This is a genomic window from Peptoniphilus obesi ph1 (assembly GCF_000311865.1).
Taxonomy (GTDB): domain Bacteria; phylum Bacillota; class Clostridia; order Tissierellales; family Peptoniphilaceae; genus Peptoniphilus_E; species Peptoniphilus_E obesi.
This window is the reverse complement of sequence record NZ_HE978580.1, coordinates 789,702-813,424: the sequence shown is the minus strand read 5'-3', so window position 1 is coordinate 813,424 and position 23,723 is coordinate 789,702. Positions and strand designations below refer to the sequence as shown.

The 23,723-nt window shown below is 30.1% G+C and carries 22 protein-coding genes and 1 tRNA gene; 15 read left to right on the top strand and 8 right to left on the bottom strand.

Features of this window, described 5'->3' with window-relative positions:
• Positions 1–139: 139 nt before the first annotated feature.
• The 3 genes from HGPB_RS03590 to HGPB_RS03580 all read right to left on the bottom strand — a co-directional run bounded on the left by HGPB_RS03590 (position 140) and on the right by HGPB_RS03580 (position 3,948).
• The gene (locus HGPB_RS03590) at positions 140–1,021 is read right to left on the bottom strand and encodes a DegV family protein (RefSeq protein ID WP_019132326.1); all 882 of its coding nucleotides are present in this window, start codon (positions 1,019–1,021) and stop codon (positions 140–142) included.
• Between the two features lie 116 nt (positions 1,022–1,137).
• Positions 1,138–1,644 (bottom strand): ECF transporter S component, encoded by a 507-nt coding sequence (locus HGPB_RS03585; protein WP_019132325.1) that lies wholly within the window; start codon positions 1,642–1,644, stop codon positions 1,138–1,140.
• A 273-nt stretch (positions 1,645–1,917) separates the two neighbouring features.
• A complete protein-coding gene (locus HGPB_RS03580) occupies positions 1,918–3,948 on the bottom strand; it encodes a urocanate hydratase (RefSeq protein WP_019132324.1) in 2,031 nt (676 codons plus the stop codon).
• A gap of 272 nt (positions 3,949–4,220) precedes the next feature.
• On the opposite strand from HGPB_RS03580, the gene hutI reads away from it, so the two are divergent.
• From hutI to HGPB_RS03565, 3 genes are all read left to right on the top strand, one after another.
• Positions 4,221–5,483, top strand: a complete 1,263-nt coding sequence (gene hutI / locus HGPB_RS03575; RefSeq protein ID WP_019132323.1) for an imidazolonepropionase — start codon at positions 4,221–4,223, stop codon at positions 5,481–5,483.
• Positions 5,484–5,554: 71 nt separating this feature from the next.
• The gene (locus HGPB_RS03570) at positions 5,555–6,058 is read left to right on the top strand and encodes a type 1 glutamine amidotransferase domain-containing protein (protein ID WP_019132322.1); all 504 of its coding nucleotides are present in this window, start codon (positions 5,555–5,557) and stop codon (positions 6,056–6,058) included.
• A gap of 200 nt (positions 6,059–6,258) precedes the next feature.
• Positions 6,259–6,335 (top strand) — tRNA-Arg (locus tag HGPB_RS03565).
• 73 nt (positions 6,336–6,408) lie between these two features.
• On the opposite strand, the gene HGPB_RS09060 is transcribed toward HGPB_RS03565, so the two are convergent.
• On the bottom strand, positions 6,409–6,561 hold the full coding sequence (locus tag HGPB_RS09060) for a hypothetical protein (RefSeq protein ID WP_019132321.1): 153 nt from the start codon (positions 6,559–6,561) through the stop codon (positions 6,409–6,411).
• Entirely contained in the window at positions 6,543–7,667 is a 1,125-nt protein-coding gene (locus HGPB_RS03560) for a dihydroorotase (protein WP_019132320.1), read from the bottom strand. Before HGPB_RS03560 ends, HGPB_RS09060 begins: the two co-directional genes overlap by 19 nt.
• Before the next feature lie 136 nt (positions 7,668–7,803).
• Here HGPB_RS03560 and sdaAB point away from each other — a divergent pair, with 136 nt between their 5' ends.
• The 3 genes from sdaAB to HGPB_RS03545 are packed head-to-tail and all read left to right on the top strand — an operon-like array spanning position 7,804 to position 10,567.
• Positions 7,804–8,472 carry an L-serine ammonia-lyase, iron-sulfur-dependent subunit beta gene (sdaAB, locus tag HGPB_RS03555; RefSeq protein ID WP_019132319.1) on the top strand — a complete coding sequence of 223 codons (669 nt, stop codon included), beginning with the start codon at positions 7,804–7,806 and terminating at the stop codon, positions 8,470–8,472.
• Positions 8,473–9,351, top strand: a complete 879-nt coding sequence (gene sdaAA, locus HGPB_RS03550; RefSeq protein ID WP_019132318.1) for an L-serine ammonia-lyase, iron-sulfur-dependent, subunit alpha — start codon at positions 8,473–8,475, stop codon at positions 9,349–9,351. It begins immediately after the preceding gene.
• Position 9,352: 1 nt separating this feature from the next.
• Positions 9,353–10,567 (top strand): dicarboxylate/amino acid:cation symporter, encoded by a 1,215-nt coding sequence (locus HGPB_RS03545; RefSeq protein WP_019132317.1) that lies wholly within the window; start codon positions 9,353–9,355, stop codon positions 10,565–10,567.
• 42 nt (positions 10,568–10,609) lie between these two features.
• On the opposite strand, the gene HGPB_RS03540 is transcribed toward HGPB_RS03545, so the two are convergent.
• Positions 10,610–11,347 (bottom strand): acetyltransferase domain-containing protein, encoded by a 738-nt coding sequence (locus HGPB_RS03540; protein WP_019132316.1) that lies wholly within the window; start codon positions 11,345–11,347, stop codon positions 10,610–10,612.
• Between the two features lie 117 nt (positions 11,348–11,464).
• Here HGPB_RS03540 and HGPB_RS03535 point away from each other — a divergent pair, with 117 nt between their 5' ends.
• The 4 genes from HGPB_RS03535 to HGPB_RS03520 are packed head-to-tail and all read left to right on the top strand — an operon-like array spanning position 11,465 to position 16,145.
• Positions 11,465–12,151: a response regulator gene (locus tag HGPB_RS03535; protein WP_019132315.1), complete on the top strand. Its 687-nt coding sequence runs from the start codon at positions 11,465–11,467 to the stop codon at positions 12,149–12,151.
• A gap of 1 nt (position 12,152) precedes the next feature.
• Positions 12,153–13,934, top strand: a complete 1,782-nt coding sequence (locus HGPB_RS03530; protein ID WP_019132314.1) for a sensor histidine kinase — start codon at positions 12,153–12,155, stop codon at positions 13,932–13,934.
• An 8-nt stretch (positions 13,935–13,942) separates the two neighbouring features.
• A complete protein-coding gene (locus HGPB_RS03525) occupies positions 13,943–15,292 on the top strand; it encodes a hypothetical protein (protein WP_019132313.1) in 1,350 nt (449 codons plus the stop codon).
• Position 15,293: 1 nt separating this feature from the next.
• On the top strand, positions 15,294–16,145 hold the full coding sequence (locus HGPB_RS03520) for a two-component system regulatory protein YycI (protein WP_019132312.1): 852 nt from the start codon (positions 15,294–15,296) through the stop codon (positions 16,143–16,145).
• Between the two features lie 12 nt (positions 16,146–16,157).
• On the opposite strand, the gene HGPB_RS03515 is transcribed toward HGPB_RS03520, so the two are convergent.
• Positions 16,158–17,096, bottom strand: a complete 939-nt coding sequence (locus HGPB_RS03515) for a D-2-hydroxyacid dehydrogenase (RefSeq protein ID WP_019132311.1) — start codon at positions 17,094–17,096, stop codon at positions 16,158–16,160.
• A 148-nt stretch (positions 17,097–17,244) separates the two neighbouring features.
• On the opposite strand from HGPB_RS03515, the gene HGPB_RS03510 reads away from it, so the two are divergent.
• The 3 genes from HGPB_RS03510 (at position 17,245) to HGPB_RS03500 (ending at position 19,782) form a co-directional block, all read left to right on the top strand.
• Positions 17,245–18,030, top strand: coding sequence for an MBL fold metallo-hydrolase (locus HGPB_RS03510; protein ID WP_019132310.1), 786 nt, complete (start codon positions 17,245–17,247; stop codon positions 18,028–18,030).
• Positions 18,031–18,038: 8 nt separating this feature from the next.
• Positions 18,039–18,785: a 5'/3'-nucleotidase SurE gene (gene surE, locus HGPB_RS03505; protein WP_019132309.1), complete on the top strand. Its 747-nt coding sequence runs from the start codon at positions 18,039–18,041 to the stop codon at positions 18,783–18,785.
• A gap of 103 nt (positions 18,786–18,888) precedes the next feature.
• Positions 18,889–19,782, top strand: a complete 894-nt coding sequence (locus HGPB_RS03500; RefSeq protein WP_019132308.1) for a serine aminopeptidase domain-containing protein — start codon at positions 18,889–18,891, stop codon at positions 19,780–19,782.
• Between the two features lie 8 nt (positions 19,783–19,790).
• On the opposite strand, the gene HGPB_RS03495 is transcribed toward HGPB_RS03500, so the two are convergent.
• Positions 19,791–20,801 (bottom strand): threonine aldolase family protein, encoded by a 1,011-nt coding sequence (locus HGPB_RS03495; protein ID WP_019132307.1) that lies wholly within the window; start codon positions 20,799–20,801, stop codon positions 19,791–19,793.
• Between the two features lie 91 nt (positions 20,802–20,892).
• Here HGPB_RS03495 and HGPB_RS03490 point away from each other — a divergent pair, with 91 nt between their 5' ends.
• Together HGPB_RS03490 and HGPB_RS03485 are read left to right on the top strand one after the other, a co-directional pair.
• Entirely contained in the window at positions 20,893–21,966 is a 1,074-nt protein-coding gene (locus tag HGPB_RS03490; RefSeq protein ID WP_019132306.1) for a pyridoxal phosphate-dependent aminotransferase, read from the top strand.
• Between the two features lie 80 nt (positions 21,967–22,046).
• Positions 22,047–23,615: an SH3 domain-containing protein gene (locus HGPB_RS03485; RefSeq protein WP_019132305.1), complete on the top strand. Its 1,569-nt coding sequence runs from the start codon at positions 22,047–22,049 to the stop codon at positions 23,613–23,615.
• The last annotated feature ends 108 nt before the right edge of the window (positions 23,616–23,723 follow it).

Below are 23,723 nucleotides of genomic sequence, written 5' to 3'. Positions count from 1 at the left end.
AACGCCGTCTCATTGAGACAGCTTATATAGTATACAATTAATCTGTATACCTTGTCAAGCCTTTTTTTAATTTATTTTTAAAAAATTCGACTTGTTTGTTTTGCAACTTCTATATACTACTATATTTATTTTAATCTTGTCAAGAATATTTTTTAAATTTTTCTGGAATTTCTTTTTTTAAAAAAGCATTTCCAAAAAACTCACTTCCTGTATGTATTGATATTGTACATCCGACAGGGTTTGTATCTATTCTTTTTAAGTTACTTTCTTTTTTGTATTTTTCAAAAAGTGGATCTATATAGTTTCTTTCTTTGCCATAGACTAAATATATTAATTCATCTTCTCCATAGCTTTTCATTGTCTTTATAATTTCATTGCTTATCTTTTTATATACCATCTTGTTACCCTTAGATATTTCTCTAAGTTTCAACTCCCCATCTACTACATGGATGATAGGTCTTATACTTAAGAGGTTTCCTATATTGGCTGTACTTTTCCTAAGCCTTCCTCCCCTATAAAGTTCGTCTAGGTTGAATACTGTAAACAGGTGGACAACATTTTCTATTAGAAATTCTGCAAATTCAATAAGATCATTATAATTTAATCCTTTTTTTGCTGCTTCTGCCAAATATCTAACAATTAATCCTAGTCCAACAGATGCTGCTTTTGAATCTAGAGCTATAAAATTTTGCTTATATTCTTTTTTTAGTTCTTCTATTGCTAGTAAAGAATTATTATAGGATCCAGACATTCCTGAAGATAAACTTATATAAATAAAATCATTTCCTTCATCTAGAACTTTTTTAAAATTAGTATAGTATTCAAATACTGGTATTTGAGAAGTGGTAAATTTTATATTTTTTTCCTGTCCTTTAAATATATCTTGACTATTTATATCTATTAAATCTTTATATTCTTTTTCTCCATCGGAAATATATATGCTTAGTAGTTCTACGCCATACTCTTTTGCTTGCTCAAGGCTAAAGTCACTACTCGTATCTGTAATTATTTTTACTGTCATTGCTACTCCCTTCTAATATAATAATTGTATATTATTACATTATTTTTTACTAGCAATATAGATTGACATACAAAAAAACATAGCTAAATATTTAGCTATGTTTTCATTTCTATTTTTTAATTGTCGTTTATTTTTTCTAGTACTTTTGTCTTTTCTATTGCTTTGTATAGGATACTTGCTAGTATACTACCTCCTATACCTTGCATTATATTTGCTGGCAAGCTAGCTGCAGCTGCTTGAAAGTTATAAAGTATTGTTCCTTCTGCTATAAAATATCCAAGTGCCATTACAAGTCCTGCTATAAGTCCGCATATTATAAAGTTTATTTTTGTTTTTTCTTTTAAATATCCTGCAAGAAATCCTTCAATTCCTTTTACTACAAAGGTTATAGGTGCATAGTATCCATAACCTGATAATAGATCTGCCAAGGCTGATCCTATTGACCCAGCTAATCCTCCAGCTGTTCTTCCTAATAGAAGTCCTGCACATATTAGTACTGTATCCCCTATATTTATGTAACCTTTAGTTGCTGGAATTGGTATTTGAATTGACATTGTTGCAACTGTTGTTAGTGCTATAAACATAGCTATTATGGTTAAATCTTTTGTTTGTATTTTTTTCATCTTTCTGCCTCCCTAGTTAAGTATATCAAATTCACTGTTTTATATAGATATCTATATAAATTTAATATCTATTATAGTAGTTTTTTAGTTATTTTTGTACTACATATTGCTTTTTCTACTTATATATTTCTATATATCTTTTTACAGGTTTTGTTTTTAATTAGTATTTGATATGTAGGCACTTATCCCAGGTCTTATAATATTATTTTATAGTAAAAAAATAACCTTCCACATATGTGAAAGGTTATTTCTTAATTTTAATTATTAATTAAATTATTTGTTGAAAATTTTAGCAACTGCATCTGAAACTTTTTTGTCATCAGCTATATAAGGAATAGTGATGTGTCCGTCTTCACGGTTTTTGTTGAATTCAACTGCAGTTTCAACAGCGTGTTCGTTTCTAGCCCAGCTTCTTCTAGCTACGCCGCCCATAACGTCCCAGCTAAGTGATAATTTAACAATTTCATCAGCTCTTTCTGAACCGTCAAGTAGAAGTCCGAATCCACCGTTGATAGATTTACCAATACCAACTCCACCACCATTGTGAAGAGCTACTACTGTCATACCTCTAGCTGCGTTACCTGCGTAACATTGAACAGCCATGTCAGCACATACGTTAGAGCCGTCTCTGATGTTTGAAGTTTCTCTGAATGGAGAGTCTACACCAGATACGTCATGGTGGTCACGACCCATCATTACAGGGCCAATTTTTCCTTCTCTAACAAGTTTGTTGAATGCAAGAGCAATTCTTACTCTTCCTTCTTCGTCTTGGTAAAGAATTCTTGCTTCAGTACCAACTACTAATTGGTTCTTTTCAGCGTCTCTAATCCAGTTGTAGTTATCTCTATCTTGGTATCTTCTGTCTGGATCAATAGCTTCCATTGCAGCTTTATCAGTTGCGATTAGGTCTTCGTGTTTTCTGCTTAGGCATACCCATCTGAATGGTCCATATCCATAGTCAAATAGAAGTGGTCCCATGATGTCTTCAACGTATGAAGGCCAAATGAATCCGTCTTTATCATCTACGCCGTTTTTAGAAATTTCTTTAACGCCTGCATCGTAGATAGCTTTCATGAATGAGTTACCATAGTCAAAGAAGTAAGTTCCCTTAGCTACTAATGATTTGATAACTTCATAGTGTTGTTTTAATGTTTCATCAACAAGTTTAACGAATTTGTCATGATCTTCAGCAAGAAGTCTTGTTCTTTCTTCAAAGCTGATTCCTACTGGACAATATCCACCATCATATGCGTTATGGCATGAAGTTTGGTCAGAAAGTAGGTCTACATGAATGTCGTTTTTGTCAATGTAGTGTAGAAGGTCTACAATGTTTCCGTGATAAGCGATTGACATTGCTTCTTCTTTTTCTAGATATTCTTTAGCTAATTTCATTGTTTCTTCTGGAGTTTCAGTTACTTTTGAAATCCAACCTTGTTCAAGTCTTGTTTCAATTCTTGAGTAGTCAACTTCAGCAACGATACCAACTGCATGAGCGATTTCTGCTGCTTTACCTTGAGCACCACTCATTCCACCTAGACCAGAAGTAACAAATAATTTACCTCTTAAATCGTCTTCAGCTTTAAGACCTAATTTTAATCTACCAGCGTTTAGTAGAGTATTGAATGTACCGTGAACGATACCTTGAGGTCCAATGTACATCCAGCCACCAGCTGTCATTTGTCCGTAGTTAGTAACTCCCATTTCTTCTGCGATTTCCCAATCGTCATGGTTGTCATATTCACCAACTAATAAACCATTAGTGATTATAACTCTTGGAGAGTTCTTTCTTGATCTAAATAATCCTAGTGGATGTCCTGATTCAACAACAAGTGTTTGTTCATCAGTCATGATTTCTAGGTATTTTTTGATTAGTCTATATTGCATCCAGTTGTGACATACAGATCCTGTTTCTCCGTATGTAACTAATTCATATGGATAAAGAGCTACGTCAAAGTCAAGGTTGTTTTCAATCATAACTTGACAAGCTTTACCAGCTTCACAGTTACCTTTGTATTCATCAATTGGTTTACCGTATAGTCTTCCTTCTGGTCTAAATCTGTATCCATAGATTCTTCCTCTTGTAGTTAATTCTTCAAGAAATTCTGGAATTAATTCTTCATGGAATTTTTCTGGGATATATCTAAGTGCATTTTTAAGTGCAAGTTCAGTTTGTGCTTGAGATAGTCTGAATCCTCTGTCTGGAGCTCTACGAATTCCTTCTTCGAATTTAGGAGCTTCTGGAAGTTCGTCGAATTCTAACTTAACTTTCATTGCATTTGCAATGTCTTCATTGCTAATTTTCATTTATATTCCTCCTTAAAAATTATGGTATCTTTCACGTCTGATTGTATTTATTTTTCGTCTTTAAAAAGTCGATATAAAGAAAACGTTATAATTTTTTAAAAAAATTCGTTTTATTTCCTTTTTTCGACGCCTTAGATGATAATTAGACATGAATTTAATTTAATTTACTCATATAGTATATAATATTATATGTAAATAATCTAGTTTTTTATGTTATGATTTATTATAGTAGAGTTATATTTTAAAAAATATTTAAATAATGGAGGTTTAAAATGACAGCAGATAAAATTTTATATAATTTTAGTGAAATCTTTTCACCTAATGACAAAGGTCGTGCATTACGTGGTAAGGAAATGAATGAAGCTAATTTATTAAAAAATGGTTATATAGCAATAGCTGATGGAAAAATTCTTAAAGTTGGCGAAGGCGAAGTTCCAGAAGAATTAAAATCAGATAAGACTGAACTTATAGATATGAAAGGTAAAGTAGCTGTTCCTGGTTTAATTGATGCTCATACTCACCTTGTATATGGTGGATCAAGAGAACATGAATTTTCTAAAAAATTAAATGGAGTTAGCTACCTAGATATTCTTGCTCAAGGTGGTGGAATTCTTTCTACACAAAAAGCAACTAGATCAGCTTCTTTCGAAGAACTTTATAATAAAACTGAAGAATTACTTGACCATATGATGATTCACGGTGTAACAACTGTTGAAGCAAAATCTGGTTATGGTTTAACTTGGGATGTTGAAAAAAGACAAATGGAAGTTGTTAAAAAATTAAATGAAGATCTTCCAATCGATCTTGTATCAACTTTCATGGCAGCTCATGCTATTCCTGAAGAATATAAAGAAGATCCTGATAAATTTATTGATATAGTTATTGACATGCTTCCAAAAGTAGTAGAAGAAGATCTTGCAGAATTCTGTGACGTTTTCTGTGAAAAAGGAGTCTTTAATGCTGAACAATCAAAAAGACTTTTAAAAGCTGCTCAAGAACACGGATTAAGAACTAGAATCCACGCTGATGAAATTGAATCAATTGGTGGATCATCAGTTGCTGCTGAACTTCACACAACTTCTGCAGAACACTTAATGATGATTACTGATGAAGATATCAAAAAACTTTCTGAATCTGGAGTTATAGGAAACCTTCTTCCAGGAACAACTTTCTCTTTAATGGAAGACACTTATGCTCCTGCAAGAAAGATGCTTGATAATGATATGTCAATCACTTTAACAACTGACTCAAACCCAGGTTCTTGTCCAACTGCTAACCTTCAATTCATTATGCAACTTGGTTGCTTTATGATGAAACTTACTCCAGTTGAAGTTTACAATGCTGTAACTATCAACGCTGCTTACTCTGTAAATAGAGGAGACAGCATAGGAAGTTTCAAAGAAGGTAAAAAAGCTGACATCACAGTATTTGATGCACCAAATCTTGATTACACTATTTACTTCTTTGCAACAAATCTTTGCTCAGATGTATTCAAAGATGGTAAACACGTTATCAAAGATAGACAAAGAATCTAAGATTAATAATATAAAGCGGGACTTATTGTCTCGCTTTTTTTATACAAATATTTAGGAGGTAGTAGACAATTATGAAAAAAGTCGGAATTCTTTTAGAAAATTTATTTAATGAAGAAGAGTTTATTTATCCTTATCATAGATTAAAGGAAGATTTTGAAGTTATTATAATAGGAAGTGAAAAAGATAAAACTTATACTTCTGAAAATGGGGTTAAATTTACTTCTGATATCGCTTCAAAAGATGTAGACCCTCAAGACCTAGATGCCTTATTTATTCCTGGGGGATATTCTCCAGATTATATGAGAAGGTGTCAAGCGACTATTGATTTAGTTAAGGAAGTTGATAAAGAAAATAAAACTATAGCTGCAATTTGCCATGGCCCTTGGATGCTTGCATCTTGTATTGACCTTAAGGGCAAAGATGTTACTTCTTTTTACAGCATAAAAGATGATTTAGTAAATGCAGGAGCTAATTGGATAGATGAAGAAACTGTAGTTTCAGAAAATATTTTAACTGCAAGAATACCTAAAGATCTTTCAAGTCTTGTAAAGGCCTTTGTTGAAAAATTATCATAATTATAGTAAAGATTTTTTGTAAATAATTTAAAATAATAAAACCTCCTGTTATTTTGATAAATTCCAAAATTTAACAAGGAGGTTTTATTTATATCATATTTAGAATATTATTTTCTATTATTTAATAACTTAAAATAAAATTTATAGATTTTTATTCTTAATTGACATAGATTTTATCTTGATATAAAATTTATTTACATGCACACATAGCTCAGTAGGATAGAGCGAGGCTCTCCTAAAGCCTAGGCCGGGGGTTCGATTCCTCTTGTGTGCACCATTTTTTAGACTATGGAATCCATAGTCTTTTTTTATATTTAATAAGCTGTAGCAAATTGCCACAGCTTTATTTCTTAATCTTTGTATACTATTTTTCCATTACAGATTGTATATTTTACCTTGCCATAAAGTTTCTTTCCTATATATGGTGAGTTTGAAGATTTTGATTTAAATTTTTCAACAGTGTATTCTTCGTTTTCATCAAATATTACAAGGTCTGCTGGCAAGCCTTCTTTATCCTGCCTCTTTCTAATTTATACAGCTTTGCTGGGTTTATTGTCAATTTTTCTAAAAGTTCCATAAGACTTAGTTTGTTTTCTCTTACAAGATTTGTTATTCCTAGTCCAAGTGCTGTTTCAAGTCCTATTATTCCAGATGGCGCCTTGGTAAATTCTTGATTTTTCTCTTTGCTTGAGTGAGGAGCATGGTCTGTTGCAATAAAGTCTATTGTTCCATCTTTTAAAGCTTTAATTATTGCTTGTCTATCTTCTTCAGTCCTAAGTGGTGGATTCATTTTTGCAAGGCTTGCTTTTTCTCTTATTAAATCTTCAGTTGAAGAGAAGTGGTGTGGTGTTACTTCACAATAAACTTTTGCACCTAATTTTTTATATTCCCTGATTATATCCAAAGAACCAGCTGCTGAAATATGTTGTATATTTACTTTTGCTCCAGTTTTATAGGCAAAATAACAATCTCTTGCAACCATTATTTCTTCTGATATAGCAGGAGCTCCGTAAAGTCCCATTTCTTCAGCTACTTTTCCATGATTTATTCCATTTTCTTTATTTAGGCTAGGGTCTTCTTCGTGAAATGAAATCAAGCTGTCTAGTTCTTTCACTTTTTCCATAGCCTCAAGTACTATATCATTTCTCGTGTTTGGTATTCCATCATCAGAAAAGGCAAGAGCACCGGCTTCCAAAACTTTTTCCATATCGACAAGTTCTTGGCCTTTCATTTCTTTTGTCAAAGAGCTTATTGTATAAACATTTATTATTTGTTCTTTTGCTCTTTTTACAAAATCTTTGATAAGATTTTCATTATCCATAACAGGTTTTGTGTTTGCCATACATATCACACTTGTGTATCCGCCTGCAGCTGCTGCTTGGGATCCTGTTGTTAAATCTTCCTTGTATTCTTGACCTGGATCTCTAAAGTGGACATGAACATCTATAAAGCCTGGACTTATTATTAAATTTTTTCCATCAATTATATCTTTATCTTCGATATTAATATTTTTTCCTATGGATTTAATCTTTTCATCTTCAATTAATATATCCACTATTTCGTCTCTTTTGCTGGCAGGATCCATTAACCTAATATTTTTAATTAGCATATTCTACTCCTTTTATTTATGAGCATATTTATTGCAATATGATGTATTTTATGGTAGCTTTTATAGTAATAATCTGATTATTTATATAATACTATATTTTATATATTAGTGCAGAAATTTTTAAAAGAGGTAATTTATGTCTGATTATACAATTTTTGATATCATAGGTCCGATTATGGTTGGACCTAGTTCATCTCATACAGCAGGTGCTTGTAGGATCGGAAACACAGCTATTAAAATTTGTCCTAGAAAATTTAAAAAAGTTGAGTTTATCCTACATGGTTCTTTTGCTATGACTTATCAAGGACACGGTACTGACCGGGCTTTGCTGGCTGGTATTATGGGTTTTGAAACTTATGATCCTAGAATAAAAGATTCTATTCAAATTGCTGATGATTTAGGAATAGATTATGAATTTAAAAAACAAGATCTTGGAGAAAATTATCATCCAAATACTGTAAAAATTATTTTCACATATGAAGATGGTTCTTCTGAATATATAATCGCTAGTTCTATTGGTGGTGGAGCTATTAATATAGTAAATATTAATGGCGTTGCTTTAAATTTCAGGGGAGAGTTTCCTGTTATTTTGCTACAATACCACGAACAAACAGGTGTCATAGCTATGGTATCTACTTTATTATCCGATAGGGATTATAATATTGAGTCTATGACTACAAGTAAAGATAACTTAAAAAATATAGTTACTTTGACTGTAGAAATTGATAGGAGTCTTGATCCAGATTTACAAGAAAAAATTCTTAATTCTGATAGATTTTTATTTTCTAAATATGTGGAGGTTTAAATGTATAATAAAGCTCAAGAAATAATTGATGCATGCAAAAAAAATAATATTTCTATCTATCAACTTGTTTTAAATGAAGAAATGAAAAATACAAAAAAGACTGAAGATGAAATAAGATCTTATCTAGACCAAGCTATAAATGTAATGATTGAATCTGCTGAGTCTAATCTTAATAAATCTAGCCAAACTACACATAAAATGATAGACGGATATTCAAAATTAACTTATGCTTATGCACAAAATAATGAAACTATAACAGGAAAATTTTGTACTGAAGCTATGGCCATGGCTCTTTCTACTTCTGAAATAAACAGTTCCATGGGCAAAATAATTGCAGCTCCCACTGCAGGCTCTGCTGGTATAATTCCAGCTATGTTAGTGTCTGCTAAAAATAGATATGGTCTTGATAATTTTACTTTACAAAATGGACTACTCACTGCAAATGCTATTGGACATATTATTTCTAAATATGCCACTTTTGCAGGAGCTGAAGGAGGATGTCAAGCTGAATGTGGATCAGCTTCTGCTATGGCGAGTGCAGGACTTTTAGAAATGCTTGATGCCAGCCCGGAACAAATTTTAACGGCTGCTAGCATTACTTTAATAAATGTACTTGGTCTTGTTTGTGACCCTATAGCTGGACTTGTTCAATATCCTTGTAACTTCAGAAATGCATCTGGTGTAATGAATGCATTTTTATCTGCAGACCTTGCTCTTGCAGGTGCAAAATCGATTGTTCCTTTTGAAGAAGTTGTTCAAGCCATGGGAGAAGTTGGTCACAGTTTACATGAATCCTTAAGAGAAACCGGTATTGGTGGTCTTGCAGGAACAGAAACTGGCCAAAAAATTAGAAAAAATTTTTTAAATTTGGAGGATTAAAATGAGTAAGAAAAATTTTAATATGGGTCTTATCCCTAAATTAATCATTGCTATAATACTCGGTATTGTAGTAGGTAGAGTCTTACCAGAAGTTGGAGTTCGAATACTTGTAACTGTTGGTGGCTTATTTGGTAAATTTTTAGGTTTCATAATACCACTAATGATTCTAGCTTTTGTTACAAAAGGTATAGCAGATCTTTCTGAAGGTGCTGGAAAATTATTGCTTGTAACTTTGCTTTTATCTTATGGTTCAACACTTATAGCAGGAACTTTATCTTATACTATGGCATCAAATATTTTCCCAAGCTTTATATCAGCTGAAATGGTAAAAAATGTTCAAGATGCATCTGCTAATTCACTTGATCCATTCTTTACAATTCCACTAGAACCAATTTTAGAAGTAACATCTGCTTTAGTCTTTGCTTTTATACTTGGTCTATGTGTATCAATCTTAAGACAACATAATAAGGGAGAATATTTTTATAATATAATAGATGAATTTAATGAAATTATAGTTATGGTTTTATCAAAAGCAATTATACCAGCTCTTCCTTTTTATATCTTTACAAACTTTGCCCACATGGCTTATTCAGGATCTGTATTTGCAATATTAAATGTATTTATAAAAATATTTGGATGTATAATATTACTTCACCTACTTTACCTACTAGCAATGTTTATTATTACTGGTACATACACTGGTAGAAATCCTTTTACATCATTCAAAAAAGCAACTCCTGCTTACTTTACAGCTGTTGGTACACAATCAAGTGCTGCAACAATTCCTGTAAATATTAATTGTAATAAAAATATTGGAGTTTCAAAACAAATTAGAGAATTTGTTATGCCTCTATGTGCAACTTGTCATATGCCAGGTTCAATGATCACACTTACATCTTGTGTATTTACACTTTTATTTATGTATGATCTTCCACATAGCTACGGCTTAATTATTAAATTTATATCAATTCTTGGTATAGCAATGGTAGCAGCACCAGGAGCTCCTGGTGGAGCAGTAATGTCTGCACTTCCATTCCTACCAGTTGTTGGAGTTGATCCAGAAAGTACAATTGCTACAATTTTAATATCACTTTATATAACCCAAGATTCATTTGGTACAGCTGCAAATGTTACTGGCGATAATGCTATATCAATGGCAGTTGAAAAAATTTACTACAAACATATAGTAAAAAGACCAATTCCTAGTGAAGATTAATTAATAGTAAAAAATTAAGGAGCAGAAAAATCTGCTCCTTTTTTATTTGTCCAAAATTTTAAAGATTAGGCTTAAAGCTCCAAAAATTACAATTTGATGCAAGATATATATCTTTAAAGACTGCCTTCCTATTTTTGAAATTATATTTTCTTTGCCACATATGTTATAAAAATCTTTTTCTTTTAACCACTTGCCGAGATAGAAACCAGTTAGATAAATAAAACTCCAAGGTAAAAATGGAAAGTAATCAGATGAATAAAAATCTTTTCCTTTAAATCCAATAAAAAACAAATTCATCTCATATAAAAAATCTGGTAAACTAATTTTTCTAAAAAATAAATTTATATAGCCAAATGAAATATTATAAAACACTATAAATAAAATAAGAAAAATGAAAATTGAAAATTTATAGTCTATCCTATCAAGCTGGTCTTTAAAAAGACCACAAAAAATCATAGAAATTCCAAGTCCATTTAAGACTCCAAATATTATTAATTCATCTCTTACAAAAATATATGTTGCAAGCGTAAATAAAAAACCTATCAGGCTTAATATTATTCCTCTTTTTAGTAATTTATCTTTTTTGGTTAGATAGCTAGAAAAACCTGATATCAAGAAAAAGCTAATAGCTATTGATAATTGCCAAATCCAAACTTTTTCTATTTTATAAAAATCTATATCTACATTAAAAATATAAACCAAATCATAAAAAAGATGGTAGAAAATCATAGAAATTATTGTAAGTCCTCTGAGACTATCTAGGTAGTGTATTCTTTTCATTTTATCCCTCAAATCTTATTATAAACATTCTAACATCTTAATTGCCATTTATGACTTAAGTAAACTAAAAAAATTTTTCCATCTTTGATATAATATATCCACTAGGAGTGATACTTTATGATGGGAAAAATATTAGTAGTCGACGATGAAAAAGCTATAAATGATATTATCCAATATAATTTAGAAGGCGAAGGCTACGAAATTACATCAGCTTATGACGGACAAGAGTGCCTTGATATTTTTAAAAGTCAAAAGTTTGACCTTATAATTTTAGATATAATGATGCCAAAACTAGATGGCTTCTCTGTTTTAAGAGAAATTAGAAAAACATCACAAACACCTGTAATTATGCTTACAGCAAAACAAGAGGAAGTTGATAAGGTTTTGGGGCTTGAACTTGGAGCAGATGACTATGTGGTAAAACCATTTTCTATTAGGGAACTTACTGCAAGAATTAAGGCTATCTTAAGAAGAAATGGTCTTGAGAGTGAAACTAAGGGCCAAAACACAATTAAAATAAAAGACCTTGTCCTTGATTTAGATAAATATTCTCTAAAAAAAGATGGTAAAGATATAAATCTAACTTTAAGAGAATATGAATTATTAAAATATCTTGTTGAAAGAAAAGGACAAGTTATATCTAGAGAAGAACTTTTAAGTGAAGTCTGGGACTACGAATACTACGGAGATATAAGAACTGTCGATGTTACAATCAGAAGACTTAGAGAAAAGATAGAAGACAAGGGAAAAGACTATAAATATATATTAACAAAACGTGGCGTAGGCTACTATTTTGGAGGCTAAGATGTTTAATAGTATAAGATTTAGATTTATAAGTATATATTTTTTACTAGTCTTAATCTGTATGACAATAGTCGGTGCCTTTATTATTAATAGGTTAGAAGTTGTTCAAATTCAAAGAGTTACTTCTCAAATGAAACAAAGTTTGGACTCTATTGAAAACACTTCTGCTTACTTATCTAATGAAGATTGGCAGTCCAAAAAAGATGAGATATATAGGACTATAAATGCCTGGCAAATTTCTCAATCTGATACCATCTATGCAATAGCTATGGTTGATAATAAGCCAGTGATTATTTCATCAACTTCTAATGCTGAAAATATTAATACGGCAAGATCTGCCTTAACTCACAAGGCCTTGCAGCCAAATTTGATCCTAAATGCCTTTAAGGGAAATGAAGATGAAACTATTGTTATTGGTGGTATTGATGAGTTGAATGCAAAACATTTGGTAAAGCCAATTTTTTCATCTAGTGGTCATATACAAGGGATTTTATACATGACATCAAATCTTTCTGAAGTTTATGATGTCGTCGATAAGGCCAGGTCAATTCTTACATATGCTACCTTGATTGCCTTAGTTATTACAAGCATTCTTGGTTATTTTATAGCCAAGTCTATTACAGAACCAATTAGAACAGTAACTAAAAAAGCCTCCTTGATGGCAAAGGGTGATTTTAATCAAAGAGTAGATGTAAAATCTAATGATGAAATTGGTAACCTGGGCCACATGTTTAACTATTTGACCAAGGAATTAAATAAAACAATTTCTCAAACTGAATTAGAAAAATCTAAATTAAATACAATTTTTAATTACATGGCAGAGGGTGTTCTTGCAATAAATAATGAAAACAAACTCATCCATGCAAATCCAATAGCAAGAAAAATTTTAAATCTTGATGAAAATTTTGAAAATAGGTTTTTTGACCTTTCTAAATTAAATATCTTTGTTGATTATGCAAAACTTGAAAGTTTAGAAGGCGAGAGCGAACTAGAAATTGATAATAAATTCTATAAGATAAAATATGCTCCTTACAGGCTAGAAAATTATTCTGATCTTGGTATAATTATCGTTTTTCAAGATATTACAAAAGAACATAATCTAGATAATATGAGAAAAGATTTTGTTGCCAATGTTTCTCACGAACTAAAAACACCAATAACTTCTATAAAAACATATTCAGAAACCTTGCTAGATCAAAGTAATTTAAATCCACAAGAGATAAAATTTCTAGAAGTCATAAACAACGAAAGTAACAGGATGTCAAATCTTGTAACTGACCTGCTACAATTATCAGATATAGACTATGGTTCTTATAAAATCAAAAAAGAATCAATAGATACTTATGAAGCTATAAGTTTAGCTTTAGACCATCTAGATCTTTTAATCAGAAATAAACACCACAAGATTATTCTCGATGTTGATATGGATATAAAAAATATCCTAGCAGATATGGATAGCCTTGATAGGGTTTTAATTAATATTATCTCAAATGCTATAAAATACACCAAACCATTTGGCGTAATAAAGATTGCTGCTCACTCTGATTTTAAAAATGTTTATATCAGCGTTTCTGATAATGGAATAGGAATTCCAAAAAAAGATCTTGATCTGATTTTTGAGAGATTTTACAGGGTTGAAAAATCAAGGTCGCGTGAAATGGGTGGTACAGGACTGGGTCTATCAATTGCAAGAGATCTTACTAAATCTATGGGCGGAGATCTTAAACTTGAATCAAAGTTTGGTATAGGAACTGATGTATACTTGAGCTTTTTAGCTATATAGGTGGTCTTATGAAGAAAAAAGATTTTATATTAAATATATTATTAATTTTTTTAGTGGCTCTAGCTATATTTCAGTCAAGCCTACTTTGGATTAAATTTCCAAAGCTATCTAGGTCTTACTCTAGTCCAAAAGAGGACAGGCAAAGTCTAGTAAAGAGATTATTTAATCCAGAAAAAACTGTCATTAATTTTTCCAAAAATGACCATACCGTAATTTATGATTCAAATGATCTTTACAAGCAGTATAGAAATTCTATCTTTGAAAATTTTAATAATTTAAAAGAAGATGACTTCGAAGAAATCACAGCAGAAGCCTATATGAATCTTATGAACAAACCATCAATTGTATTTCAATTTACTAATAACTTGCTTTCTTCTACAAACTTATTTGGTATTATTACAAATTCTGATGATAGTAATAATTTGCAAGAGATTTATATAGCAGAAGATTGCCTTGCCTATGAAAGAAATGACAGGTATTTTATAAAAAAAGATATTGGATTTTTAGAAATCAAAAATACTATTGAATCTTTCAAGGATAATCTAGATGAGTATATTCCTTATTTAAATTTTAAGGAAAAATATGATATAGATAAAAATGTTTTAACAAGGCTTGATAGCCATATAATATCTGAGAAATTAACTTATTCAAAAGATATATCTGGCATGGATAAAAAATATAAGACAAGTCTAGTAACAAGATTTTTAAATATTGATATAGATTATGTAAATCAAATAACAAGACCTGGTGGCACAATCTATAGTTATGGAGATAAGTATATAAGCTTTAATGATGATGGATTAATAGAATATGTAAATAATGGAGATTTTCAAGCAAATAATCAAAATCTTTTTTCATCTCTAAGTAATTCGATTGATTTTATTATTTCAAAACTCGGCACAGTTGAAAATTTAAAACTTGTCGATGTCGAAGAAATTGAAGATAATGCCAAAAATGGCTACAAAATTTCTTTTATCTATAAAGAAAATAATATGCTGGTCTATCCTGCATCAGAAAAAACAAAGGCCTATTTAGAAATTGAAATTTTTTCCAACCATGTAAAGTCTTTTAGGCAGGAATATAGGAAAGTAAAGGATAAAAACCAAGAAAATTTTGATTTAATAAGTATCGTTCCTCTGGAAGAAATTGTCTATAGGAACCAAGATAAATTTATAGAAAATCCAAATGCTGAGTCAATAAATTATATTTTAAATAATATTGATTCTATTACAGAAGTTTATATCGAAAATATAAACGATGAAAGTAAGCAAGTTTTAACCAAGGCTATAAGAATTGATTTTATGCAAAGAGAATTTTTCTTTTCACTAAAAACTGGGAAATTTATAATGGAGAGATAGTATGGATTGGTCAAAATCTAAAATAATATTAATAATAGCTTTAGTAATTACAAATTTAATATTATTGTTTTATGTTCTTGGAAATTATTTTGCCCTAAAAGATAAGACTAATTCTGATGAATTTGTAAAAGAAACAGTGAGCCTTTTAAAACAGTCTGGCATAGAAGTAGATACCAAAATTCCAAGAAAAAAAATCAAGCTTCCAACTATGCTTGTTGAATTTGAAAATTATGATAAGGAAAATTTAAACAAGAGATTTTTTGATAGGAATGGAAAAATAGAAGATCCAAATAGTGAATTTACAAGGATAAATTTTAATAAAGAAAGTTTAAGTATTATAAATACTAGAAGATTGATATATGAAAACTCAATAAATATAACTGAGAAAAAAGATATTGACTTCAATCAAGCACAAAATCTGGTAGAAATGTTTTTAATTGACCGTGGTTTTGATACTAATAATATGAAATGTGACTACTATCAAAAAAGTGGAGATACAGTCTATATAAATTATTCAAAATTATATAATGGACTTGTTATTGAGAGATCTTATTGCAACTTTATTATTAAAAATGGGGTTATAGTTTCTATGGATAGGCTCTGGATAAGGGTTTTAGATAAGTCAAAAAATGACCTTCTTATAGACTCTGCTCCAAAAGCACTTCTTAAACTATTGGACATGAGTGAAGATTTTTATGGTAAAAAAATTAAAAAAATTGAAGAGTGTTTCTACTTTGACCCAGAAGAACAAGGTTATGTAGATGATATAACAAAAGTAATGCAGGGAAGGGCGATTCCTGCTTGGAAAATACAATTTGATAATGGCACAAATATAGTGGTGGACAGTTTTTAGTCCACCACTTTTTTAATTTACAGTATTTACTAAATGACCCTTATAAAATTTTTCAACATTATCAACTGCTGTATCTAATAATCTTTGTCTTGCTTCTTTTGCTGCCCATGCCATGTGAGGAGTTATTATACAGTTTTTAGCCTTTAAAAGAGGATTGACTTTTTCGATTGGCTCCTTGCTAACTACATCAAGACCTGCTGCGAATAATTTTCCAGAATTTAAAGCATCTGCAAGATCTTCTTCATTTACAAGTCCTCCCCTTGAAACATTTATAAGGATTGCTCCATCTTTCATCTTAGAAATTGATTCCTTGTTTATCATCTTTTCAGTTGATTCAAATAAAGGTAGGTGAAGAGAAATTACATCAGATCTTTTATAAAGTTCATCAAGGCTTACAAATTCTACCCCTTCAATTCCTTCTTTTGGATGAGCTGTATAGGAAATAATTTTCATACCAAGAGCCCTAGCTATATTTGCTGTAACTGCTCCAATATTTCCATAACCAACTATGCCCATTGTTTTGTTATTAAGTTCAATCAATGGATATTCCCAAAAAGACCATTCTCCTTCTTGAACCTTTTCTGCATGGTAGCCAACCCTGTGGCAAATTTCTAAAAGCATGGCTATTGCAAATTGGCCAACAATTTCAGATCCATAAACAGGAACATTTGTAACAACAATGTTTTTTTCTTTTGCATATTTTACATCGACAGTGTTGTAACCTGTTGATAATAGGCCAATATATTTTATATTTTTGCAAGCATCTATTACTTCTTTATCTATTATTGTATAATTTGATAAAACAATTTGGCTATCTCCAATAAGTTCTATAGTTTCCTTGCTTGTTTGTGGATTATGCTCATAGATAGTAACATCTCCAAGAGCATTTAGGGCTTCTATATTTAAATCTTTATTACTTAAATTTCCAAAGTCTAATACAACTACTTTCATAAGCACTCCTTTTTATAAAATTTTTACATCAATTACATTATATATTATATATTATCAAATATCATAATTTATAAGTTCCCTGATAATAAAACTCATTTATTTATTAAAGTTGAAATCTATGTTAAAATTATCTGGTGGAGGTAATTAAATGAAATTTTGTTCATTATCAAGTAGTTCATCAGGTAACTGTCAATATCTAGAGTATAATAATACAAAAATTTTAATAGATGCTGGAAAATCTGGCAAACAAATCGAAAAACTTTTAGACTCTATTGATGTTGATATCAAAGATATAGATGCAATTTTTCTAACCCATGAACACCTAGACCATGTCAAGGGTGCTGGAGTTTTATCTAGAAGGCATAATCTAAAAGTCTTTACTACACAAGAAAGCTACCAGGCAATGCAAAAAATAACAAAAGATATAAAGTCTGAAAATTTATATTTTTTTGAAAATGATAGGTCCTTTACTTTCAAAGACCTTTATATAGAACCTATAAAGAGCTTTCACGATTGTGTAGATGGTTCTTGTTATAATATCATTGGAGATAAAAAAATATCTCTTGTTACCGACACAGGCATAGTTGATCAAAATATTCTTGAAAAGATGAAAGACTCAAATCTTTATTATATAGAAGCAAATCACGATAAAGATATGCTTATCAATGGCATTTATCCATGGTCAACTAAGCAAAGAATAATGTCAAATTTTGGTCACTTGTCAAATGATAATGCTGCAGAAATTTTAAAAAAATTACTAAATAAAAAAAATGAAATTGTAATGCTTGCACATCTTTCAAAGGATAACAATGACCCGAAACTTGCAGCTAGGACTATTAGAGACAGTCTAGATGAAAATAATATTAAAGAGGGAATTGATTATATAATGGAGGTTTCTCCAAAAGACGCTACTTCTAAAATGTATGAATTATAGGAGGAAAAATGAAAATACTTCTTACGAATGATGATGGATTTTTTGCACCTGGCATAAAGGCAATGGCAAAAGCACTTATTAAAGAAAATCATGAGGTAATTATGGTTGCTCCAGAATTTGAAAATTCAGGCAAGAGCCACTCTATAACACTTACTGAAAAATTAAACTTTAATAAGGTTAAAATAAAAGGCATAGATTGCCCTTGTTACAGTGTTTCTGGAACACCAGCCGACTCTGTAAGAGCAGCCTTGCATGTGTTTGGTCATGATTATTTTGACTATTGTTTTTCAGGTGTAAATCTAGGTTACAATGCTGGGATGGATATCCTATATTCAGGAACCGTATCTGCAGCAGTAGAAGCCAATGTATTTGGTTTAAATTCAATTGCTGTATCAGCAGAATATGCAAGAGATCAAACTCAATTTAAAGCAGCTGCTAAGATTGCTATTGACGTTTTTAATAAATTACATGATAAGACAGATAGGGTTGAAGTTTTAAATATAAACGTTCCAAAACTTTCTTACGAAGAAGTAAAAGGAATAAAGGTTTGTAGAGTTGGAGGTTCTGTAATGGACCAATATAAGGCAGAAGAAACTGAAAATGGACTTGCCCTAAGCCTAACAATGAGAAAACCATCAAGTGATATTGATAAAAGCGACAGACTTTATCTAGAAAAAGGCTATGCAACAGTTACACCACTGATTTATGACCTTAATAACATGGAAGAAATAGAAAAACTTAGTAAATTTTTCTAAATTTAACTAAAAAATAATATAATATAGTAATTAAGATGGATTTAAAATTTTAAATCCTCTTTTTTATATTTAAATTACAAATAGAATTTTAGGAGCTGATTTGATGAGCTATAGCATAGACTATATGTCCAGCAATAAAAAAGATAAGATTTATGCAAGAATTTGGGACTGTGAAAAACCTAAATTTATATTGCAAATTGCCCACGGCATGTCTGAACACATGGATAGGTATGATGATTTTGCAAAATATTTAAATAGCAAAAATATTATAGTTGCAGGAAATAACCATCTTGGCCACGGCGCAAGTGCAAGAAAACTCGGGTATTTCGGAGAAGGCGATGTTTTAGAATATATAATTTCAGATATGCATCACTTGAGTGATTATTTAAAAGATAAATATGATCTTCCAATTTACTATCTCGGCCACTCCATGGGCTCTTTTATCTTACGCTACTTTTTAACTAAATATGACACAGAAAAAGCTGTAATTATGGGAACAGGCTATGTATCAAATTTTGACATACAGCTTCTAAAAAATTTATCTAGACTTTTTTCTAAGATACTAGGAGAAGAACAAAGATCTAAGCTTATATTCCTAAGAACTATTGGTATATACCAGCTAAAAACTCCTCCTAATCATTCTTGGATTAGCAATAATAAAAAGAATGTTGAGAATTGGAAAAAAGATGAGCTTTGCCAAAGTCCTTTTACCAATAATGCCTATTATCATCTTGCTTGTCTTTTAGAAAAAATTAAAGACAAGAATCTAATTAAAAATACAAATAAGGACACTGATATCTTGTTTGTATCAGGCGCACTAGATAGCGTTGGCGATAAGACCAAGGGAGTTAAGAAGGTCTATAAGCTTTACCAAGAGCTTGGATATAAAAACCTATCAATTAAGTTTTTTGAAAATATGAGACATGAAATCTTAAACGAAACAGACAATATTAAAGTCTATGAATATATATATAAATTTTTAAAAGAGCCTAAATAAAGGCTCTTTTATCTTTTTATATCTTCTATTAAACTATCTATTTCTTCCTTGCTAGTTCTGTAACTTGTAACTAGTCTAATAATTTTTTTCTCATCATTATAGTCCATAATTTCAAACAAATTATTTTTTAAAAGTTTATCTATCCATTCTCTATCTAATAGGAGAAATATCTGGTTGCTTTCTGGCTCTTGATAAAAATCAAGGTCTACTTCCTTTAATCTATCGGCTAAATATCTACTCATTTCATAAGATTTTTTGCCAAGTTCATAATATAAACCATCTTCAAATAGGCCAATAAATTGAGCTCCAAAGACAAAACCCTTTGCAATGGTTGCCCCTCTTTGTTTCATATACCTTCTTACATTTTGCTTTAGTTCATCACTAACAATAACTAGAGCTTCGCCATAAAGGGCTCCGTTTTTTGTTCCTCCTAGGGTAAACATATCACAAATATTTACAAGGTCTGAAACTTCAATATCAGATGCAGCAAGACCAACAGCCATCCTAGCCCCGTCTATGTATAGATAAACACCATATTCTAGACAAACATCATATATGTTTTTTATCTCATCATAAGTATATACAGTTCCCATTTCAGTAGTTTGGGAAATATAAACTATCTTTGGTGAAATTGTATGCTCTTCAGAAAATTTATCTAAAAATAATTCAAGCTCGTCTGCATAAATTTTCCCATCTTTTGAATAAATTGTTTCGATTTTTTTGCCAGTAGCTTCTATAGATCCAGCTTCATGAGCGTTGATATGTCCACTATTTGCAGCTATTATTCCTTCATATGGAAATAAGTTTGCTGTAACTGCTATTATATTTGCTATTGTTCCACCAGCTAGAAATTCAATTTCTACATTTTCATTTTTTAAATCTCTTTTTATAAGTTCTTTGGCTTTTTTTGTATAATCATCGTAGCCATAACCTAAATTTCCCTTTTTATTTACAATATTTAACTTTTCTAAAACTTTTTCATGTGCCAAATCATTATAATCATTCACAAAAATATTCATATTACCACCCTATATAAATCTTAATAAATTAACCTTTCATCTTAATGATATAATTAATATATATTATAAAATTAGTAAAAGGAAGTGCCAAATGAAAAACAAACACGGAGCAAATATTTTCGAAATATCAAGAGTTTACGGTTTTGATATAGAAGATATTGTAGACTTTTCATCTAATATAAATCCACTTGGACCAAGCGAGACGGCAAAACAGTATCTAATAGACCACATGGAACTAATAAGTTCTTATCCTGATACTGATTATATAAATTTAAAAAAAGAAATAGCAGACTATATAAACTTAGACATGGATGACCTTTTATTATTTAATGGAACAACAGAAGGCTTAATCAATTACATTAAACTGATCAATCCTATGAATTCTTTGATCCTATCTCCTTGCTATTCTGAATATGAAAATGAATTAAATAAAATATCTTCTAAAATATTTTATTATAATTTGCTAGAAGAAAATAATTTTGAAATTGATTTAGATAAATTAATAAGTATAATAAACAGGTTTAATATAGAACTATTTATCTTTGCCAACCCAAACAATCCAACAGGAACAATCTTAGACAAAGACCAAATAGAAAAATTATTAACAAACACAAGGTGCAAAATCCTAATAGACGAAACCTATATAGAATTTACAGACCAAGAAAAGTTTTCTGCCAGCAGTCTTTGCAAAAAATACGAAAATTTAATTGTACTAAGAGGCCTTAGTAAGTTTTTTGCTATGCCTGGTATAAGACTTGGTTATTCTATAAACTCATCCAAAAATTTAAAAGACCTAATTTCAAATAAACAAATGCTTTGGAATATAAATATCCTAGCAGCAATCCTTGCAGAAAAATCTTTTGCAGATAAGGAATATAGAAAAAGTGTTTTTGATTTTATAAGCGAGCAGAGACAAGAAATTTTTTCTAGATTGGATAAGATAAAAGATATAAAATACTACAAATCTTATGGAAACTTTATTTTATGCAAGATTTTAAACGACAAAAAAGCAAAAGATCTAAGAGATTATCTTTTAACTAAGGCTATGGTAATTAGAGATTGTTCAAATTTTAATAATCTTGATGAAAAATATTTTAGATTTTGCATATTAAATGCTAAAGAAAATAAAAAATTACTAGACCATATAGAAGAATATTTTAATTAATTATTTATACTAATATTTAAATAACTTTGTATACATTTATATAAATTATTGAACTATAATCTACTTAAGGAGGAAGATTGATGAGCGGAATCTTTAATACTCTACCGACAATCGTCTATCTAGACCCAAAAGACGATTTGCAGATTATAAGAGCAGAACTTACAAATGATTTAGGAATAGCTGTTGATCTTTTAAATTTAGGTGAGCAAGCTGTAACAGGGGTCAACTTTTCAGTTGTCTTTTATGATGAAAACTACAATCCACTTTTTAATGGAAACTCAGTAATATATGAAATTAAAAACTTAAATATACAGGCTGGTCAAATATTCTATTTAAAATCAATTAAAATTGATGAAAAATATAAATCAGCCAGGTTTATTTCTATAAAAATTACTGAAATATATCTCGAAGACTCTAAAAATGTTGTCTATTCAAATAAATATAAATTTTTATTACCAATAATTTCTGAAAGCAAGATAAAAAAATTAAAAGAAACTTTCGGAGAACAATTTATTGCCTACGGAGAAAATACTCCCAACGGCTGGAGATGTGTTTGTGGTGCCTTCAATGCAAAAGACCAATATGAATGTAAAAAGTGTTCAAGGAATAAAGACTTTGTTTTATCAAATTTAACAGAACCCTTAATTAATCTAAAACTTTTAAATTTGATGAATGAATCTGGAACTATAAATAAAAAAGACAAAAAAGCCCTAAATCAGCTAACCCAAACTCAGATGGTAAAAATTGCACCAGATACAAAAACCCTAGAAAAAAGTAGGATAAATGATTTGACAAATGAAGAAGCTAAGGCGAGATCAAAAACTTTTAAAGTAAGTCTTTATGCAATTTTAGGACTTCTTGCCGTTACTCTTATTATATTTTCATTTAATTTTTTAAATGATTACAGTGACAAGAAAAAGTTTGAAAATGCTCAAGTCTATATAGAAAATGGTCAATATGAAAAAGCCTTAAAGAATTTAACAGACTTAAAATACAATGATAAATACGAGATCACGCCATTTATAGATAAAACTAATAAGTTGATCCAATCTGAGCTTGATTATAAAAATGGTCTTGAAATGTTTTCTAACTATGAATATATAGAAGCTATTAAATATTTTAAAAAAGTTATCCCAGAAGATAAGTCGAACTACCAAAAATCTCAAAGTCAGATTACAGAAATTGAAAGTCTTATCTTAAACCAAGCACAAAATCATATAGACTACAAAAACTACAACAGTGCAATTTACTTGCTCGATGAATATTTATCTGTAGTTGATGAATCAGCCAAGGCTCAAACTCTCAGGGATTCTCTTTTAAAATACAATAGAAATAAATATATAGACGACGAAAAATACAACGAAGATTATGAAATGGCAAAAAACAGAGCCGATATAAATGACAAGGCCGAATCTTTAATCAACACTTTTCAAGTTGTAGTCAGTGATAATGCCAATTTAAGAGAAGAACCTTCCTTAAAAGCAAAATTAATAAAAAAACTTCCTGTTGATACTGAAGTTTATATTGTTAATACAAAAATTGAGGGGATAGAAAGAATTTGGTGCAGGGTAAAAACTCAAGACCCAGAAGATGGCAAGTCCTACGAAGGTTGGATAAGTTCAGGCTCTTTCCAAAATAAAACAGACTAAGGATAAATTATATAAAAAATAATTTATAAACAAATTAATTTCGATAACTTGTTTTTAAATCCAACAATCAAATTAATAATTCGATTTGCCTTTAAAATTTAAAGAAAA

Coding starts and splice junctions, on each gene's coding strand:
- HGPB_RS03590 (WP_019132326.1), bottom strand. CDS start 1,021: ATGACAGTAAAAATAATTACAGATACGAGTAGTGACTTTAGCCTTGAG.
- HGPB_RS03585 (WP_019132325.1), bottom strand. CDS start 1,644: ATGAAAAAAATACAAACAAAAGATTTAACCATAATAGCTATGTTTATA.
- HGPB_RS03580 (WP_019132324.1), bottom strand. CDS start 3,948: ATGAAAATTAGCAATGAAGACATTGCAAATGCAATGAAAGTTAAGTTA.
- hutI (WP_019132323.1), top strand. CDS start 4,221: ATGACAGCAGATAAAATTTTATATAATTTTAGTGAAATCTTTTCACCT.
- HGPB_RS03570 (WP_019132322.1), top strand. CDS start 5,555: ATGAAAAAAGTCGGAATTCTTTTAGAAAATTTATTTAATGAAGAAGAG.
- HGPB_RS03560 (WP_019132320.1), bottom strand. CDS start 7,667: ATGCTAATTAAAAATATTAGGTTAATGGATCCTGCCAGCAAAAGAGAC.
- sdaAB (WP_019132319.1), top strand. CDS start 7,804: ATGTCTGATTATACAATTTTTGATATCATAGGTCCGATTATGGTTGGA.
- sdaAA (WP_019132318.1), top strand. CDS start 8,473: ATGTATAATAAAGCTCAAGAAATAATTGATGCATGCAAAAAAAATAAT.
- HGPB_RS03545 (WP_019132317.1), top strand. CDS start 9,353: ATGAGTAAGAAAAATTTTAATATGGGTCTTATCCCTAAATTAATCATT.
- HGPB_RS03540 (WP_019132316.1), bottom strand. CDS start 11,347: ATGAAAAGAATACACTACCTAGATAGTCTCAGAGGACTTACAATAATT.
- HGPB_RS03535 (WP_019132315.1), top strand. CDS start 11,465: ATGATGGGAAAAATATTAGTAGTCGACGATGAAAAAGCTATAAATGAT.
- HGPB_RS03530 (WP_019132314.1), top strand. CDS start 12,153: ATGTTTAATAGTATAAGATTTAGATTTATAAGTATATATTTTTTACTA.
- HGPB_RS03525 (WP_019132313.1), top strand. CDS start 13,943: ATGAAGAAAAAAGATTTTATATTAAATATATTATTAATTTTTTTAGTG.
- HGPB_RS03520 (WP_019132312.1), top strand. CDS start 15,294: ATGGATTGGTCAAAATCTAAAATAATATTAATAATAGCTTTAGTAATT.
- HGPB_RS03515 (WP_019132311.1), bottom strand. CDS start 17,096: ATGAAAGTAGTTGTATTAGACTTTGGAAATTTAAGTAATAAAGATTTA.
- HGPB_RS03510 (WP_019132310.1), top strand. CDS start 17,245: ATGAAATTTTGTTCATTATCAAGTAGTTCATCAGGTAACTGTCAATAT.
- surE (WP_019132309.1), top strand. CDS start 18,039: ATGAAAATACTTCTTACGAATGATGATGGATTTTTTGCACCTGGCATA.
- HGPB_RS03500 (WP_019132308.1), top strand. CDS start 18,889: ATGAGCTATAGCATAGACTATATGTCCAGCAATAAAAAAGATAAGATT.
- HGPB_RS03495 (WP_019132307.1), bottom strand. CDS start 20,801: ATGAATATTTTTGTGAATGATTATAATGATTTGGCACATGAAAAAGTT.
- HGPB_RS03490 (WP_019132306.1), top strand. CDS start 20,893: ATGAAAAACAAACACGGAGCAAATATTTTCGAAATATCAAGAGTTTAC.
- HGPB_RS03485 (WP_019132305.1), top strand. CDS start 22,047: ATGAGCGGAATCTTTAATACTCTACCGACAATCGTCTATCTAGACCCA.